This window comes from Pseudomonas sp. LA5 (assembly GCF_028640825.1).
In the GTDB taxonomy this organism is placed as follows: domain Bacteria; phylum Pseudomonadota; class Gammaproteobacteria; order Pseudomonadales; family Pseudomonadaceae; genus Chryseomonas; species Chryseomonas aestiva.
Window position 1 is genome coordinate 232,257 of the sequence record NZ_JAQYZY010000024.1, and the last position, 14,859, is coordinate 247,115.

Consider the following 14,859-nt stretch of genomic DNA (forward strand, 5'->3'; position numbering starts at 1 on the left):
CATGTCGGAACACGAGCTCAAGGCCCTGCGCCTGCGTATCGACAGTCTGGATGAACGCATCCAGGACCTGATCAGCGAACGCGCTCGCTGCGCCCAGGATGTGGCGCGGGTCAAGATGGGAACGCTGGCGGAAGGCGAAAAGCCCGTGTTCTACCGGCCCGAGCGCGAAGCCCAGGTCCTCAAGCGGGTGATGGAGCGCAACGGCGGTCCGGTCCGTGACGAAGACATGGCGCGACTGTTCCGCGAGATCATGTCCTGCTGCCTGGCCCTGGAAGAGCCGCTGCACGTGGCCTATCTCGGCCCGGAAGGTACCTTCTCCCAGGCCGCGGCGCTCAAGCACTTCGGCAAGGCCGTGGTGACCCGGCCCATGGCGGCCATCGACGAAGTCTTTCGCGAGGTCGCCGCCGGTGCCTCCCAGTTCGGCGTGGTGCCGGTGGAGAATTCCACCGAGGGTGCGGTCAACCACACCCTGGACAGCTTTCTCGAGCACAACCTGTCGATCTGCGGCGAGGTGGAACTGCGTATCCACCATCATCTGCTGATCGGCGAAAACACCAAGGCCGACAGCATCACCCGCATCTATTCCCACGCCCAGTCGCTGGCTCAGTGCCGCAAGTGGCTGGACTCCTATTACCCGAGCGTCGAGCGGGTGGCGGTGGCCAGCAACGCCGAAGCGGCGCGGCGGGTTAAGGGGGAATGGAACAGCGCGGCCATCGCCGGCGACATGGCGGCCTCGCTCTACGGCCTGACTCCGGTTCAGCAGAAGATCGAGGACCGCCCGGACAACTCCACGCGCTTCCTCATCATCGGCAACCAGGACGTGCCGCCCAGTGGCGACGACAAGACTTCCATCATCGTCTCCATGCAGAACAAGCCGGGCGCTCTGCACGAGTTGCTGCTGCCGTTCCATACCAACAACATCGACCTCAGCCGGATCGAGACGCGGCCTTCGCGCAGCGGCAAGTGGACCTATGTCTTCTTCATCGACTTCCTCGGCCACCAGGCCGATCCGCTGATCCGCGATGTCCTGGAGCGTCTGTCCACCGGCGCCGTGGCGCTCAAGGTCCTCGGTTCCTATCCCCGCGCCGTACTCTGACGGAGCAGGCGTTGGTTGCGGGCGTCAGCGGCGACGCACGCAGCCGTGTTCGTCGAAGGTCACCAGCCGCGTGCGGTCCTTGCGCTGGCGCGCCTCGTAGTGATAACGGGTCAGGGCATCCAGCTGGGAAATCCGCTGCGGTGGCCCCAGGGCGCTCTCCACGTCCGCCCGGCTCATGCCGACCTTGACCTGTCCGCGGATGATCGCCTGGCGCCTTGCGCTGGCGCTGAGCAGATCGCCACAGCCGTCCGTCTTGGCTGCCACCACCGTGGGTGTGCGCGCGACTTCCTTGCGGGGAGCGGCCTTGGGTTTCGCCATCAGCGTGGGTTTGGCGCCGCCCGGACGGGGATTGTCCGCGCGCTGCAGACGGCTGTCGCTGTCCGAGGCGCAACCGCTGGCGGAAAAGGTGAGGTGGCCGCTGGCATCTTCGCAGCGATACACCGTGGCCGCCTGGGCGCTGGTGCAACCCAGCAGCAGGCCGAGCACGAGCAGCTTCTTCATGGGACGTCCTCCTTGACGTAGGGGCTCAAGCTTAGCGAAGGCGGGGAGGTTCGGCGAGGGTCGGAAGCGTGCCCTCGGGGCCTTGCGGAAGCCTTGCAAATAGCTGTTTTGAAACCCTTTTGCCTTCGCACCCGCCAGCGGTCCGGTGTATCATCCCCGCCGTCAGCCCCGCCGGGGCAGTGGTTATCCCCCCCTTATGGACTTACCCAGTCAATACTCAATCGCCTTTTTCGTCCCGTTGTTGAGTTAGGGTTCGTCGGTGCGCTCCGCCGGCGGGCCGGAGTGCGCTATGACCGTAGTGAACGAAGCAGAAATCAGAAAGCCCCACGAGACGCTGCAGGAGCGGCTCGCCCAGGTCGTGGAGTTGCTGGAGCGCTACGACCTCGCTGTCGAGGCGCGTGAAGACCACGATCGCGCCCCCGTATCCCCCGCCGATATTCCCGAAGAAGGCCTCGAAGAGCTGCGTGCCCGCCTGGACGAGCTGCACCCGGCTGACGTCGCCTTCATCCTCGAAGCCTTGCCACGGGAAGACCGCCTGACCGTCTGGGGTCTGGTCAAGACCGAGCGCGATGGCGAGATCCTGCTCGAGGTCTCGGACGCGGTCCGCGAGACCCTGATCGCCGACATGGACGACCAGGAAATTCTCGCGGTAGCCGGCCAGCTCGACGCCGACGAACTCGCCGACCTGGCGCCGGATCTGCCGCGCGATGTCGTTCACGAGCTCATGGACGCCCTCGACGCCCAGCAGCGCGAGCGGGTGCGCTCCGCGCTGTCCTACGAAGAGGATCAGGTCGGCGCGCTGATGGACTTCGAGATGGTGACCATCCGTGATGACGTCGCCTTGGAAGTGGTATTGCGCTACCTGCGGCGGCTGAAAGAGCTGCCCGACCATACCGACAAGCTGTTCGTGGTCGATAACGACAGCATCCTCAAGGGTGTGCTGCCGATCAAGCGCCTGCTGGTCAACGATCCGGAAAAGCTGGTGGTCGAGGTCATGGCCAAGGAGGCGGTGGCCTTCCATCCCGACGGCGATGCCTATGACGCGGCCCAGGCGTTCGAGCGCTATGACCTGGTTTCGGCACCGGTGGTGGACAAGAACGGCAAGCTGATCGGTCGTCTCACCATCGATGAGATGGTCGACCTGATCCGTGAGGAAAGCGAAAGCGAAGTCCTCAACATGGCCGGTCTGCGCGAAGACGAAGACGTCTTCGCCTCGGTGTGGAAATCGGTTGGCAACCGCTGGACCTGGCTGGCCACCAACCTCATCACGGCCTTCATCGCTTCGCGGGTCATCGGTCTGTTCGAGGGTTCGATCGAGAAGCTGGTGGCTCTGGCCGCACTCATGCCCATCGTGGCCGGTATCGGCGGCAACTCGGGCAACCAGGCCATCACCATGATCGTCCGCGCCATGGCGCTGGGGCAGATCAGTGTCACCAGCACCGCACGGCTGCTGCGCAAGGAAATGGGCGTCGCCCTGTGCAATGGCGTTATCTGGGGTGGGGTGATAGGGCTGGTGGCCTTCTATCTCTATAGCAGCTGGTCACTGGGCCTGGTGATGATGGGCGCCATGACCCTCAATCTGCTGCTGGCTGCATTCATGGGGGTGTTGATTCCCATGACCCTGCAGCGCTTCGGCCGTGATCCGGCCATGGGGTCGAGCGTGCTGATCACCGCGGTGACCGACAGCGGCGGCTTCTTTATCTTCTTGGGACTCGCCACCCTCTTCCTGATGTAGGACAGGGTAGGGGGCAAAGGGCTACCCAGGGGCAGGGCAGCCCGGACGCCGTCAGGATGCGGCGTCGATGTCGTGGGCGATCAGCGAGATCAGGGCGTTCTGCTGCCGACCCGACAGCTGCCGAAAGCGCTGCAGCAACTCCCGCTCGCTGGCGGTGATCTCCGGACTGTCCAGGCGAAGCCCGGGTTCGTCGCCAAGGGCGCCCTCTTGCTGCAAGCTCTGCTCGAGACGCGCGATGATTTCGGAGTTCATGCTGCGATGATGGTTGCGGGCCACATCCGCGATGCGCTCTCGCATGCCCTCGGGCAGACGCACGACGAATTTGTCAGCGGTACGGCTTGAGTAGGATCTAATGGCCTGGGTCATTGAGGTACTTCATCTGGAGTCAAAAATCAGTGAAGGCGTTAGCCCTCGTCTCGTTCCGCTAGCACTCACGGCACCTTGGACTCTGTAACCACCTGTCCCTCGGTATCTGTTTTTATTGACGTCAATTTACCGACGTACGCAACAAATTGCAAAGCTGCCGAAGAACTTCCTGCCGTTGTCCGTCCTCGCGCACTGCGGCGCTGCCGAACCGGAACATGACAAACCTTCCGCTGCTCGTTACCATGAGCGCCCTTTCCTGTCCCAGTAGCTCAATTGGATAGAGCATCCCCCTCCTAAGGGGAAGGTTGGTGGTTCGACCCCACTCTGGGACACCAGATTCCTTTCCAGTACCTCTCCTCGCGATCCGACGCCTTCGGGTGCCCTTGCCGAACCGTTACAGCAGTTTGGAGGATAGGGCAAAAACGGCGACCTTGTCCGACTTCCAGGCTCTTCCAGTAGCGATTTGTGGCTGTGATCACAGCATAGAGCAGCAGACGAAAACCTGCCGAATTTATCTGTACTCTCCGTTGGCTAACCGTCTGCATTGCTTGTATCTGGAGCGCCTCTGGAGGTTCGCGTCATGGCCTTTTATCCCGTCCTACTTTCAGTCGTGTTCGTCGTTCGTAATCAGGCTGCCGAGTTGCAGAGCGTCCTCGAACGCGCGGCAACTGTTATCGGTCCCTTGGTAAGTGACTACGAACTTATCATTGTCGATAACGCCTCCGCTGATGACAGCGTAGCGCGACTCAAACAACTCACCAGTATCACCGGCCTGCCCAATCTGCAGGTATATGCCCTGACCAAGGAAGTGGATTCCGATACCGCTGCCTGGGTGGGTCTGGAAAATGCGCTTGGTGACTTCGCGGTCGTCATAGATCCGGAAACCGATGACATCGCCTTCTTGCCTGACATGTTGCAACAGGCGGCCGGCGGCATCGACGTGGTGTTCGCCAACAATCAGCAGAAAGTTCGCCAGACCCTGTCCTACAGTCTTTGCTCCAGAGGTTTCAACAGCCTCTACCGGCAATTCAACGGGGTCGATCTGGCCAAGGATGCGCCCCAGTACCGGATGCTCAGCAAGAAGGTCATCAATTATATCCTGCGCCATCCCGCGCCGGCCTTGACCTATAGGCACCTGCCGGCGACGGCGGGCTTCTCCCGTACCAATCTCGAATACAGCATGCCGCCGCGCAGTAGCAAGCCCAAGCGGCTGTCCGGCAGCTTTGATCGCGGTGCCCGCCTGCTGGTGTCCTCCACCCGCAAGCCGATGCGCATGGTCAGCTTCCTGTCCATCGTGGGTGCCCTGTCCAATCTGCTCTATTCCATCTACGTCATTGCCATCGGCCTGTTCAAGGATGACGTCGCACCGGGTTGGGTGACGATTTCATTACAGCAGTCCGGCATGTTCTTTCTCATTTCGCTGGTCCTGCTCGTCCTTGGCGAATATGTCCTGCAGTTGACCCACAGAGTCAACGAAGGGCCGCTCTATCATGTCGCCCAGGAGTTCACGAGCGCCGTCATGACGCGCCGTGACAAGCTCAATGTCGAAGTAGTGCAGGGCGGTAATGCCGCAGGACCGGCTACTCAATTTGGCATGGCCTGACGATCATGAAAGATGCGATCGTCATCGGTGGCGGATTCTACGGGGCCATGACGGCCCTGTATCTCATGCGCGTGAGGGGCTTTGCGAAAGTCACCCTGATCGAGCGGGAAGACGGGCTGTTGAAGCGTGCCTCTTACAACAATCAGGCACGTGTTCATAACGGTTATCACTATCCGCGCAGTTTCGTCACGGCCTTTCGCAGCCGGGTCAACTTGCCGCGCTTCTTGCGCGACTATCCCGATGTGGTAGTGCGGGATTTCACCAAGTTGTATGCCATTGCCCGCAACAACTCCAAGGTAACGGCCAAGCAGTTCGAACGTTTCTGTCAGGGGATCGAGGCTTCCCTGCAGCCGGCATCCGAAGAATTAAGTCGATTGTTCGACGATCGATTGATCGAGGCGGTGTATCTGACGGAGGAATATGCCTTCAACTCCGCCGTACTTGCCGCCGAAGTGAGTCGCGAGCTCGATGCCGTCGGCGTCGAGGTGCGCCTCAAGAGTCGCGTGATGGCGATCCGCGGTGAAGCGGGGGGACTGGGTGCCGAGGTCGTGGATGAAGCCGGACGACAGGAGGAGCTGCATTGCCGCTACCTCTTCAACTGTACCTACAGCGGGCTCAACCAGTACGGCGGCGATTTCCCCGGCACGGCCACCCGGCTACGCCATGAGATCACCGAGATGGCCCTGGTGGAGATGCCTCCGGAGCTGCGCGACCTCGGCGTGACGGTCATGGACGGTCCGTTCTTTTCCATGATGCCGTTCCCGGCGCGCGGTCTGCACACCCTGTCCCATGTGCGTTACACCCCGCACCTGAACTGGGAAGACGCCAATGGCACCGATCCCTATGCCCTGCTCGACGACTACGACCGTGCCTCGCGAGCGGACTGGATGGTGCGCGACGTGGCCCGCTACATGTCGGCTGCGGCACGGGTGGAGTACCGGGATTCGCTGTTCGAGGTAAAGACCATCCTGATGAAGAACGAAGGCGACGACGGCCGTCCCATCCTCTTCGAACAACATTCCCAGCTGCCCGGCTGCTATTCGATGCTGGGTGGCAAGATCGACAACATTTTCGATGCCCTGGAGCGCCTCGATGCCGAACCCTTCCACTGAAGCGACACCCAGGGGGGTGTCTGGCGTCGCCGGCTTCATCAGCGTTCTGATCTTTTCCATCATCAATTTCTTTCTGTTCGGCAAGGGCGTCATCCTCGACCCCTTCCACCAGGGGGAATATTTCGCCACGCTGCCGACGCTGCTGCACAGTCAGCCGGGCGCTCATGCCTTCACCATCCATGGCGGGCTGGATTTCATCCCGGTGTGGCTGGCGGAGACCTGGTTCGGCGCCCAGCACACCTTCCTGGTGACCCAGATCCTCTATGGACTGTGCAACACCGGCGCGGCCCTATTGCTGTGGGGAACGGCCGTTTTGCTGTGCCCCGTGCCCAAGGGCCGCGCGCGCCTGATCCTGCTGGTAGCCATGGGCGCCGTGGCGACTCAGGTGGTGGGCTATCGCGATCTCTTCCTGCTGCTGTCGCTGTTCCTCTTCTGTCTGCATCGCAAGGTGGAGACCACGCCGCGGCGATTGGTCTGCGAGGTGCTGCTCGGCCTGGCCGCCGGCTTCAATCTGTTCTGGTCCTATGACCGCGGGATCGCCGGGGTGCTGGCCATCGGCTCGGCGGTACTGCTCACGCTGCTTCTGCATCGGCGCCATTTCCTGTCGCTGCTGACCTTCGTGGCAACGGTTGGCTGGCTTGGCTTTGGTACCGATTTCTTCGCCCTGACCGATTACGTCAAGAACCTGACCTTCCTTCTGGAAACCTCGTCCCAGTGGGGCTATGGCCTGAATGCCCGGCCGCTGGCGCTGAGCCTGCTGCTGGCAGTGCCTACGGCGCTGGCCGGTTTCGCCCTGATCCGCTGTCTGCCCTGGCCGTGGCGCTGGAGCGAGGATCTGCCGCTGATTGGTGCCCTGGCAGTGCTGCTCGCGATCTTCTTCAAGATCGGGGTCAATCGCGCGGACTTCCAGCATATCCAGATGGGCTTCTGGGTGCCCCTGCTGAGCCTGCTCTATGCCGCCCGCCGGCAGCGGCTGGCCCGCAACGGCGGCTGGGACATCTCGGCGCATCCGCGCGCGGCGGCCGCGGCCATTGCCGCTGCCGTACTGATGGGGCTGGTCGGACTTAATCCCTCGCCGTTCTTTGCGGTGCTGCTGGCGGGTGCGCTGCTGGCCTTCAGCCGGCGTCTGCTGGTACCGGCCCTGGCGGCGCTGCTGGTGCTGCTCGCCGCCTTCAATCTCTACAAATCGCCGGTCGAGCGGGTGTGGGCCCAGGGGCTCGCCTGGGTGCCGGCTTTGACCGCCTTGCCGGATGACGCCGCCTTGGCCACGCCCGGGGTGCAATGGGCCTCGCGGCGCCTGCTGGAAAGCGGCGCTCACTGTGTGTTCGATCTGGCCAACAACGGGGTCATCAACGGCGTGACCGATCTGCCGGCCTGTACCAAGTACATCTATCCGGTCTATGCCACGCCACCCTACGAAGCCGATCTGCTCAGCGATCTGCAGCAGGCCGATCCGCCGGCGGTGGTGTATTCGACGACCTTCTGGTCATTCAAGCTGAACAACATTTCCATGCACGACAAGTTTCCACGACTCAAGGCCTACCTGGACGAGCGTTATCCCGTCGAGGAGTGCCAACCGGACTATTGCCTGAGATTCAAGACCAAGGGGTGAGCTACATGAAGACCGACGCATTGATAGGGTACAGCGGCTTCGTGGGGTCGACGCTGCTCAAGCAGAAGGCCTTCGGCGCGCTGTTTCGCTCCACCAATATCGACCAGATCGGCGATCAGCCCTATGGCCAGGTCATCTGCGCCGGAGCGCCGGCGCAGAAGTGGATCGCCAATCGCGATCCTGCGGCCGATCGCGAGAAGATCGATGGCCTGATCGGTCATCTGTCGCGGATCCAGTGCGATTCCTTCGTGCTGATCAGCACCGTGGATGTCTTCAAGCAGCCGCTTGGCGTCGATGAGACCACCGCGGTGGACGCAGAGGGACTGCACGCCTATGGCGCCAATCGCTATCGACTGGAGCAGTTCGTCCGTGAGCATTTCGCCAACGCCCTGATCGTCCGCCTGCCGGGCCTGGTCGGGCCCGGGCTGCGCAAGAACGTGATCTACGACCTGCTCAACGACAACAACCTGCACGCGGTGGAAAGTCGCGGCGTCTTCCAGTTCTATCCGATGGTCAATCTCGGCTATGACATCCAGACCGCCCAGGCTGCCGGGCTGGACCTGGTGCACCTGACCGCCGAGCCCATCAGCGTGGCGGACATCGCCAGCCAGGGTTTCGGACGCGACTTCGGCAATACCCTGGAGGGTACGCCAGCGCGCTACGATTTCCGCAGCGTGCATGCCGAGGTCTTCGGCGGGCGTGACGGTTACCAGTACAGCGCGCGCGACACCCTGCTCGCGGTCCGCGCCTACGCCCAGTCGGAACCCCCGGTCATCAAGGCGGAGGGTCAGTGATGCGCATCGCCATCTCCAATATCGCCTGGGATCCGACCGATGACGCCATGGTCGCCGAGATCCTGCAGCAATACCGGGTGGATGCCATCGACATTGCCCCCGGCAAGTATTTCGCCGATCCCAAGACGGCCACCGCCCAGGAAATCCAGGTCGTGCGTCAGCAGTGGCAGGCCCGCGGCATCGAGATCACCGGCATGCAGGCGTTGCTGTTCGGCACCACCGGTCTCAACGTTTTCGGCGCCGACGACGTGCAGCGCGCGCTGCTGGCGCAGCTGGAGGGCGTCTGCCGGGTCGCCGAGGGGCTGGGCGCGACGCGCCTGGTGTTCGGCTCGCCGCGCAATCGCGATCGCTCGGGGTTGAGTGACGACCAGGCCCTGGCGCAGGCACGGGATTTCTTCCGCCGCCTGGGTGATGTGGCCGCGGCGCACCGGGTGCAGATCTGCCTGGAGCCTAATCCGCCACGCTATGGCGCCAACTTCATGATCGACAGCGATTCCACCGCCGCCGTAGTACGGGCCGTGGAGCATCCGGCGATCCTCATGCAGCTCGATACCGGCGCCCTGACCATCAATGAGGAGGATGCCGCCCGCGTCCTGGAAGAGCATGCCGATCTGATCGGCCACGTCCATGCCAGCGAACCGGATCTGGTGACCCTGGGGGAGGGCGGTACCAACCACGAGGGAATCGCCTTCGCCCTGACCCGGCGGCTGCCGGAGCAGGTGGTCAGCATCGAGATGCTGCCGGCCAAGCAGGGCTCCAACCTGGCCGCGCTGGAGCGTGGCGTCCAGGTCGCGGTCAAGGCCTATCGCGACCTGCCGGAGGCTGCCGCATGAAGTGGCTGATCCTGATCCTGGGCATTGCGTCCAACGCCTCGGCGAGCGTGCTGGTGAAGCTGGCCATGCTGCCGCCGCGGCGCTTTCCCAGTCTGAGCGATCCCATGGCCGCGCTGGCCAACTGGCCATTCTGGCTAGGACTGTTCATGTATGGCCTGGCCTTTCTGCTGTATGCCGCCGCCCTTGCCAAGCTGCCGCTGAACGTGGCGCATCCGGTGCTGACGGCCGGAGCCATCGCCAGCGTCGCCTTGTTGTCGGTGGTGATCTTTCGCGAAGCCTTTCCCTGGACCACGGCGGCAGGCATCGTCCTGATCATCGCCGGCGTCGCCCTCATCACGGCCCGTGTCGGTTGAACCTGGAGGACCTATGACTACTGCAATTCCCGCCACCGAGCGCGCCCTCTGGCAGGTGCCCAGCTATTCGACGACCTTCTGGAACGGTCGCAGCCGTCCGCATTGCGTGGTGATCCCGGTCATCAACGAAGGCGAGCGGATTCTCAACCTTTTGCGGCGCATGGCGGCGGTCAGGATCGCCGACATCGCCGATGTCATCATCGTCGACGGTGGCAGTACCGACGGCTCGCTGGAGCCGCAGCGGCTGCAGGAGCTGGGCGTGCGTGGGCTGCTGGTCAAGACCGCACCGGGCAAGCTCAGCTCCCAGCTGCGCTGCGCCTATGCCTTCGTGCTCGACGAGGGCTACACCGGCATCGTGACCATCGACGGCAATGACAAGGACGATCCGGACGCCATCCCGCGCTTCATCGACGCCATCGAGCAGGGCTACGACTTCGTCCAGGCCTCGCGCTTCCTGGCCGGCGGCGTGGCGGAGAACACCCCCAAGTCCCGCGACTTCGCCATTCGCTTCATCCATGCGCCCATGCTGAGCCTGGCCTCGGGTTTCCACTGGACCGACACCACCCAGGGTTTCCGCGCCTACAGCCGGGCCATGCTGCTGGATCCGCGCGTGGCACCGTTCCGCGACGAGTTCACCACCTACGAGTTGCTGGCCTATCTTTCCTATCGGGTACCGAAATTGGGCTATCGCTGCGTGGAACTCCCCACTGTGCGGCGCTATCCGAAGGGCGAGGTACCCACCAAGATCAGCAGCGTCAGAGGTAATCTGTCGGTGCTGCAGGTACTGATGAAGGCCTGTGCAGGCCAATACAACCCACGCCTGGGCGAGGACGCCCAGCTGGCGGCGCAACGACGAAGCTGATTCCGTCGCGCTTGCCGGGTGTGCAAGAGACGATGGAGTAGGCAATGGTGCGTGTGCTGTCGGCGTTTCGCGGGCTCTATTTCGCGACGCTGTTGATGTTGATCGGGACCGGTCTGCTGAGTACCTATCTCGGTCTGCGACTGGCCGCCGATCAGGTGCAGGGACTATGGGTCGGCGCCCTGACCGCTGCCTATTACGCGGGCCTGGTGATAGGCGGCAAGTTGGGGCATCGACTGATCGCCAAGGTCGGCCATATCCGTGCCTATGTGACCTGCGCCGGCGTAGTCGGCGCAGCGGTGCTGGGGATCGGCCTGCTGCCCTGGCTGCCGATGTGGTTGGCACTCAGGGTGCTGATCGGCATGGGCATGATGTGCCAGTACATGGTGCTGGAGAGCTGGCTCAACGAGCAGGCCGGCCCAGGCGAGCGCGGCAAGGTCTTTTCCGGCTACATGACCGCTTCCTACCTCGGCCTGGCGCTGGGGCAGGTGGTGCTGGTGCTCTCGCCGGATCTCGGCGTCGACAAGCTGATGCTGGTCGCCATCTGTTACGCCCTGTGCCTGGTGCCGGTGGCGGTCACCGGCAAGATCCACCCGGCACCGCTCAAGCCGGCGCCGCTGGAACCCACGTTTTTTATCCAGCGAATTCCGCAGTCGTTGACCACGACCCTGGTCGCCGGACTGGTGATCGGCTCCTTCTACGGCCTGGCGCCCCTCTATGCCAGCGCCCAGGGCCTGCCCACCGAGCGCATCGGCCTGTTCATGGCCTGCTGCATCTTCGCCGGCCTGATCGCCCAGTGGCCAATCGGCTGGCTGTCGGATCGGCATGATCGCAGCTGGCTGATCCGGGTGGTCGCCATCGCCCTGACGCTGGCTGCCCTGCCACTGGCCGTGCTGCCCCATGTGCCGCCGGTGGTGCTGCTGCCGCTCGGCCTCATCGCCAGCCTGTTGCAATTCGTGCTCTACCCCCTGGCGGTGGCGCTGTCCAATGACCATATCGAAGGGGAGCGGCGGGTATCCCTGAGCGCCATGCTACTGGTGACCTTTGGCATCGGTGCCTGTATCGGTCCGCTGGTGGTGGGTGCGCTGATGAATCTGGTCGGACCCAACATGCTCTATGCCTTTGTCGTGCTCTGCGGTGCCATCCTGATCTGGCGTATCCGCCCGGATGCGGTCACGGGCAAGCACCTGGTCGACGAGGCGCCGCTGAGCCACGTACAGATGCCCGAAGGGTCGACCAGTTCGCCGCTGGCAGCGGCCCTGGATCCACGGGTCGATAGCCAGGTGGTGCATGACCAGATGCACACTGAGCCGGTCGTAGAGGAAGAGCCTGTCGAGGAGGGAGCACCGCTGCAGGAAGAGATCGAGTTCCTGCAGAACCCGCCTGAATCCAGGGCGCCCTGAGCGGTGGAGGAGGGCGTCCAGCAGTCGTGGACGCCCGGTCGGTCACTCGAACCGGCGGTTTTCCCGCTGCAACTGGTAGATGAAGCGCTCGATCTGGCGCTGGGCTGCGCCGGTCAGGCTATTGAAGCAGACGCCGACGTCGCTGTATTCCATACGCTCCGGACAGGCCACGTGGCGAATGGTCACCGGGGTGTTGATCGTTCCGATGGGCAACTCCGCGCTGAAGCTCTGTACCTGCTGCCCCGGTTGCAGCAGATGAGTGACGTTGCCAGGGAAACGCAGCTTGCAGCCCGTGGCCGACAGATCGATCAACTGGCCTCGCAGCTGGATCGGGCTGTTGCCCTGGCTCAGCTCCGCCGTCGCCGGCTGGGTCAGCAGCAACTTGACCCGATAGGCATTGCGCCGCTGGTGATAGGTGAGTTCGGTGGGCAGGCCGATCCAGTAGCAGCGATTGCCATCCAGCTCGCTGAACTCGACCGGATGATTGATCTGCCAGGTGACCTTGATGCCTTCGTGGAAGCTGTCCACCCGGAACGACTGGCCCTGTTCGAGCAGACGTTCGGCCTCGCGTGGGATGAACTCATCCAGCGCGATCAAGCCCTTGGCCTCGTCGATCTCGACGACGAAGCTCTGGAATTGCTGCCCCTGACGATTGAAGGTGATCCGCAGCGGAATATGCTGCTGTTGCGCCGGCCGCAGGCAGGCCAGGATCTCGCCCTTGGAGCGATAGACCTGGGGTGGCTGAGCGGCATGGTCGCTAGCGGAAGAGCCTTGCACCTGGAAACTCCTGTAAACAGCGGTCAGCAAGGATACTGGCTTAACGCCATCTGTACAGTGAAAAACGCTGGCATGAGAATGCCCGTGATCAAGCCGAGCTCAGGGGACGCTGATAGCCGCCACCGGTCTGACTGCCGCGACGGTTGTACAGCGTGGGCGCCGAAGTGCCCTGCAGTACATTGAGCAGTTTGCCAACCACGAAGCGGTTGGCCTGGATGATCTGGCCATTACGGACGTTGTGAGCCTTGCATTGCTCCATGAGCTGCGCGAGCTGACTGGAGCGTGCCAACAATTCTTCCCCGTCGGGCTGCTGGGCGGCGTAGGCCTGCAAACCCTGCAGATCCGCTCGCAGACCATGGGTCTGGAGCAGCAGGGTACGCTGCTGGGCGTGCTGGTCGAGCTGCTTGAGCAGGATCTGCTTGGTGCCCAGCAGGGCCTCCAGCCGATCGAGCTGGCGCTCGCTCAGGGCCTGGAACTCCTGCTCGATCAGGGCCAGCAGTTGCTCGCTCAGGTCGATGTCGTGGCGGGTGATCTCGAGCAAGTTGGCATGGGGCATGGCGCGGTTTCCGTTCGAACGTTAGTGGCGATCGTCAGAAAGGCCATGCCGAGCCGGGCGTCAGGACTCGAACGCCATCAGCTTGTCGGCCACCTTCTGGCTGTCGACCTTGTAGGAGCCATCGGCGATGGCCTGTTTCAGGCGGCTGACCTTGTCGCTGTCGACCACCGGCAGATCCTTGAGCCCTGCCGTCAGAGAGCTCAGTTGCTTGGCCTCGGCGCTCAAGCTGACCGACTCGCCGGAGGCGGTGCTCTTGGTAGCCTTGACGTCGCTGGTCTGAGCCGTGGACACGTCCTTAATGGACGCCGCCTTGGTGTTGCCTATGCCCGCAGTAGAGGACGAATTCAGGCGATTGATATCTAGAGCCATGAGTGAAGATCCTCGTGTCGTCTCATTCGCATGTCCGGCTTATCGGCGTGCCATGCCGAAACTTTAGCCGTAGACCTGTGCGCCTTGTCACATCCTTCGACAGGATGACGCGCAGAGGTTCAGGATGCAGACGCCAAGGTACTCCTTTTGACTTCTTCGCTAAAGCGCCACCTCCACCTGCCCCTGATCGACGACCCGACCGCGGATCACCCGGTTGGAGCTCAGGTTGCGTACACGAATCTCCTCATCCTTGGCGCCTGCGCTGAGGGCTTCGCCCTGCATGCGGATACTGAAGGAAGCGCTGCGGGCATTGATCACCACCTGTTCGCCCTTGCGGATGAGTTCGGCCTGCTCGATAAAGGAGGGCGACAGCACCTGCTCGCTGACCACCTGACGCTTCAGCTGGGTACCTATCACCTGCTCCAGGCTGGTCAGGTAACCCTGGGTCAGGGTGCCGACATCGCGCTCCACCAGGGCCACGTTCTGGTCGTCGAGCACCGCGCCACGCAACAGCGGCTGCTGAGTAACCACCACCGGGCGATACAGCTTGACCTGAGCGGGCACGAACACCGTCCAGGGACTGCCGCCTTCGCAACGCACCTTGACGTTGATCCGGCCCACCGGCGTCGGGCTGCCCTGTTGGGATAGCGTCAGGGGTTTGTCGCAGGCGGTAAGGCGCAATCGGGGATCCAGGGAGTTGATCTGGGTTTCATGGCGAGCGTTGGAATGGGTCTCCAGCAAATATTCCTGCACGCGCTCCTCAAGAAAACTTTCGACAGCGCCGATAAGTTCGTCAGATGAGGTGTAGTCGCCTTCTGCATAGGCCTTTCCGCCCAGGCATGTCAGGATCAACACAAGATTCGCAGCCCAGCGGCAAGAGTTCTTCATAG

General features: G+C 62.9%; 16 protein-coding genes and 1 tRNA gene. 11 read left to right on the forward strand and 6 right to left on the reverse strand.

The genetic code is table 11. The features are described from left to right. The first annotated feature begins 1 nt into the window (after position 1). On the forward strand, positions 2–1,096 hold the full coding sequence (gene pheA / locus PVZ72_RS05895; RefSeq protein WP_158892948.1) for a prephenate dehydratase: 1,095 nt from the start codon (positions 2–4) through the stop codon (positions 1,094–1,096). 24 nt (positions 1,097–1,120) lie between these two features. Here the strand turns inward: pheA and PVZ72_RS05900 are convergent, their stop codons facing one another. Next, positions 1,121–1,597 (reverse strand): DUF4124 domain-containing protein, encoded by a 477-nt coding sequence (locus PVZ72_RS05900; protein WP_187979939.1) that lies wholly within the window; start codon positions 1,595–1,597, stop codon positions 1,121–1,123. A gap of 289 nt (positions 1,598–1,886) precedes the next feature. Here PVZ72_RS05900 and mgtE point away from each other — a divergent pair, with 289 nt between their 5' ends. Beyond that, complete coding sequence (mgtE, locus tag PVZ72_RS05905) at positions 1,887–3,332, forward strand: magnesium transporter (protein WP_405046447.1); 1,446 nt, start codon at positions 1,887–1,889, stop codon at positions 3,330–3,332. Between the two features lie 51 nt (positions 3,333–3,383). Here the strand turns inward: mgtE and PVZ72_RS05910 are convergent, their stop codons facing one another. Next, positions 3,384–3,698 (reverse strand): Arc family DNA-binding protein, encoded by a 315-nt coding sequence (locus tag PVZ72_RS05910; RefSeq protein WP_007160462.1) that lies wholly within the window; start codon positions 3,696–3,698, stop codon positions 3,384–3,386. Positions 3,699–3,956: 258 nt separating this feature from the next. Between PVZ72_RS05910 and PVZ72_RS05915 the strand changes: the two genes are divergently transcribed. The 9 genes from PVZ72_RS05915 to PVZ72_RS05955 all read left to right on the forward strand — a co-directional run bounded on the left by PVZ72_RS05915 (position 3,957) and on the right by PVZ72_RS05955 (position 12,267). Next, positions 3,957–4,033, forward strand: a tRNA-Arg gene (locus tag PVZ72_RS05915). Positions 4,034–4,278: 245 nt separating this feature from the next. Beyond that, positions 4,279–5,301, forward strand: a complete 1,023-nt coding sequence (locus tag PVZ72_RS05920; protein ID WP_133862472.1) for a glycosyltransferase — start codon at positions 4,279–4,281, stop codon at positions 5,299–5,301. Positions 5,302–5,348: 47 nt separating this feature from the next. Continuing rightward, complete coding sequence (locus PVZ72_RS05925; RefSeq protein ID WP_252977322.1) at positions 5,349–6,413, forward strand: FAD-dependent oxidoreductase; 1,065 nt, start codon at positions 5,349–5,351, stop codon at positions 6,411–6,413. Continuing rightward, a complete protein-coding gene (locus PVZ72_RS05930; RefSeq protein ID WP_273861432.1) occupies positions 6,394–8,025 on the forward strand; it encodes a hypothetical protein in 1,632 nt (543 codons plus the stop codon). The genes PVZ72_RS05925 and PVZ72_RS05930 overlap by 20 nt, the downstream gene beginning before the upstream one ends. 5 nt (positions 8,026–8,030) lie before the next feature. Further along, complete coding sequence (locus PVZ72_RS05935; protein WP_133862470.1) at positions 8,031–8,819, forward strand: NAD(P)-dependent oxidoreductase; 789 nt, start codon at positions 8,031–8,033, stop codon at positions 8,817–8,819. After that, entirely contained in the window at positions 8,819–9,652 is an 834-nt protein-coding gene (locus tag PVZ72_RS05940) for a sugar phosphate isomerase/epimerase family protein (RefSeq protein ID WP_273861433.1), read from the forward strand. The genes PVZ72_RS05935 and PVZ72_RS05940 overlap by 1 nt, the downstream gene beginning before the upstream one ends. Continuing rightward, positions 9,649–10,005: an SMR family transporter gene (locus PVZ72_RS05945; RefSeq protein WP_027598043.1), complete on the forward strand. Its 357-nt coding sequence runs from the start codon at positions 9,649–9,651 to the stop codon at positions 10,003–10,005. Before PVZ72_RS05940 ends, PVZ72_RS05945 begins: the two co-directional genes overlap by 4 nt. A gap of 13 nt (positions 10,006–10,018) precedes the next feature. Next, positions 10,019–10,867: a glycosyltransferase family 2 protein gene (locus tag PVZ72_RS05950; protein WP_133862468.1), complete on the forward strand. Its 849-nt coding sequence runs from the start codon at positions 10,019–10,021 to the stop codon at positions 10,865–10,867. A gap of 44 nt (positions 10,868–10,911) precedes the next feature. Continuing rightward, on the forward strand, positions 10,912–12,267 hold the full coding sequence (locus tag PVZ72_RS05955) for an MFS transporter (RefSeq protein WP_208692071.1): 1,356 nt from the start codon (positions 10,912–10,914) through the stop codon (positions 12,265–12,267). Between the two features lie 42 nt (positions 12,268–12,309). Here PVZ72_RS05955 and PVZ72_RS05960 read toward each other — a convergent pair whose 3' ends face one another. The 4 genes from PVZ72_RS05960 to flgA all read right to left on the reverse strand — a co-directional run bounded on the left by PVZ72_RS05960 (position 12,310) and on the right by flgA (position 14,857). Further along, the gene (locus PVZ72_RS05960) at positions 12,310–13,044 is read right to left on the reverse strand and encodes a flagellar brake protein (protein WP_187979934.1); all 735 of its coding nucleotides are present in this window, start codon (positions 13,042–13,044) and stop codon (positions 12,310–12,312) included. An 88-nt stretch (positions 13,045–13,132) separates the two neighbouring features. Beyond that, complete coding sequence (locus PVZ72_RS05965) at positions 13,133–13,600, reverse strand: flagella synthesis protein FlgN (RefSeq protein WP_133862465.1); 468 nt, start codon at positions 13,598–13,600, stop codon at positions 13,133–13,135. Between the two features lie 60 nt (positions 13,601–13,660). Then, a complete protein-coding gene (gene flgM, locus PVZ72_RS05970; protein WP_187979933.1) occupies positions 13,661–13,969 on the reverse strand; it encodes a flagellar biosynthesis anti-sigma factor FlgM in 309 nt (102 codons plus the stop codon). Between the two features lie 159 nt (positions 13,970–14,128). Further along, the gene (flgA, locus tag PVZ72_RS05975) at positions 14,129–14,857 is read right to left on the reverse strand and encodes a flagellar basal body P-ring formation chaperone FlgA (protein WP_443218233.1); all 729 of its coding nucleotides are present in this window, start codon (positions 14,855–14,857) and stop codon (positions 14,129–14,131) included. Positions 14,858–14,859 lie beyond the last annotated feature (2 nt).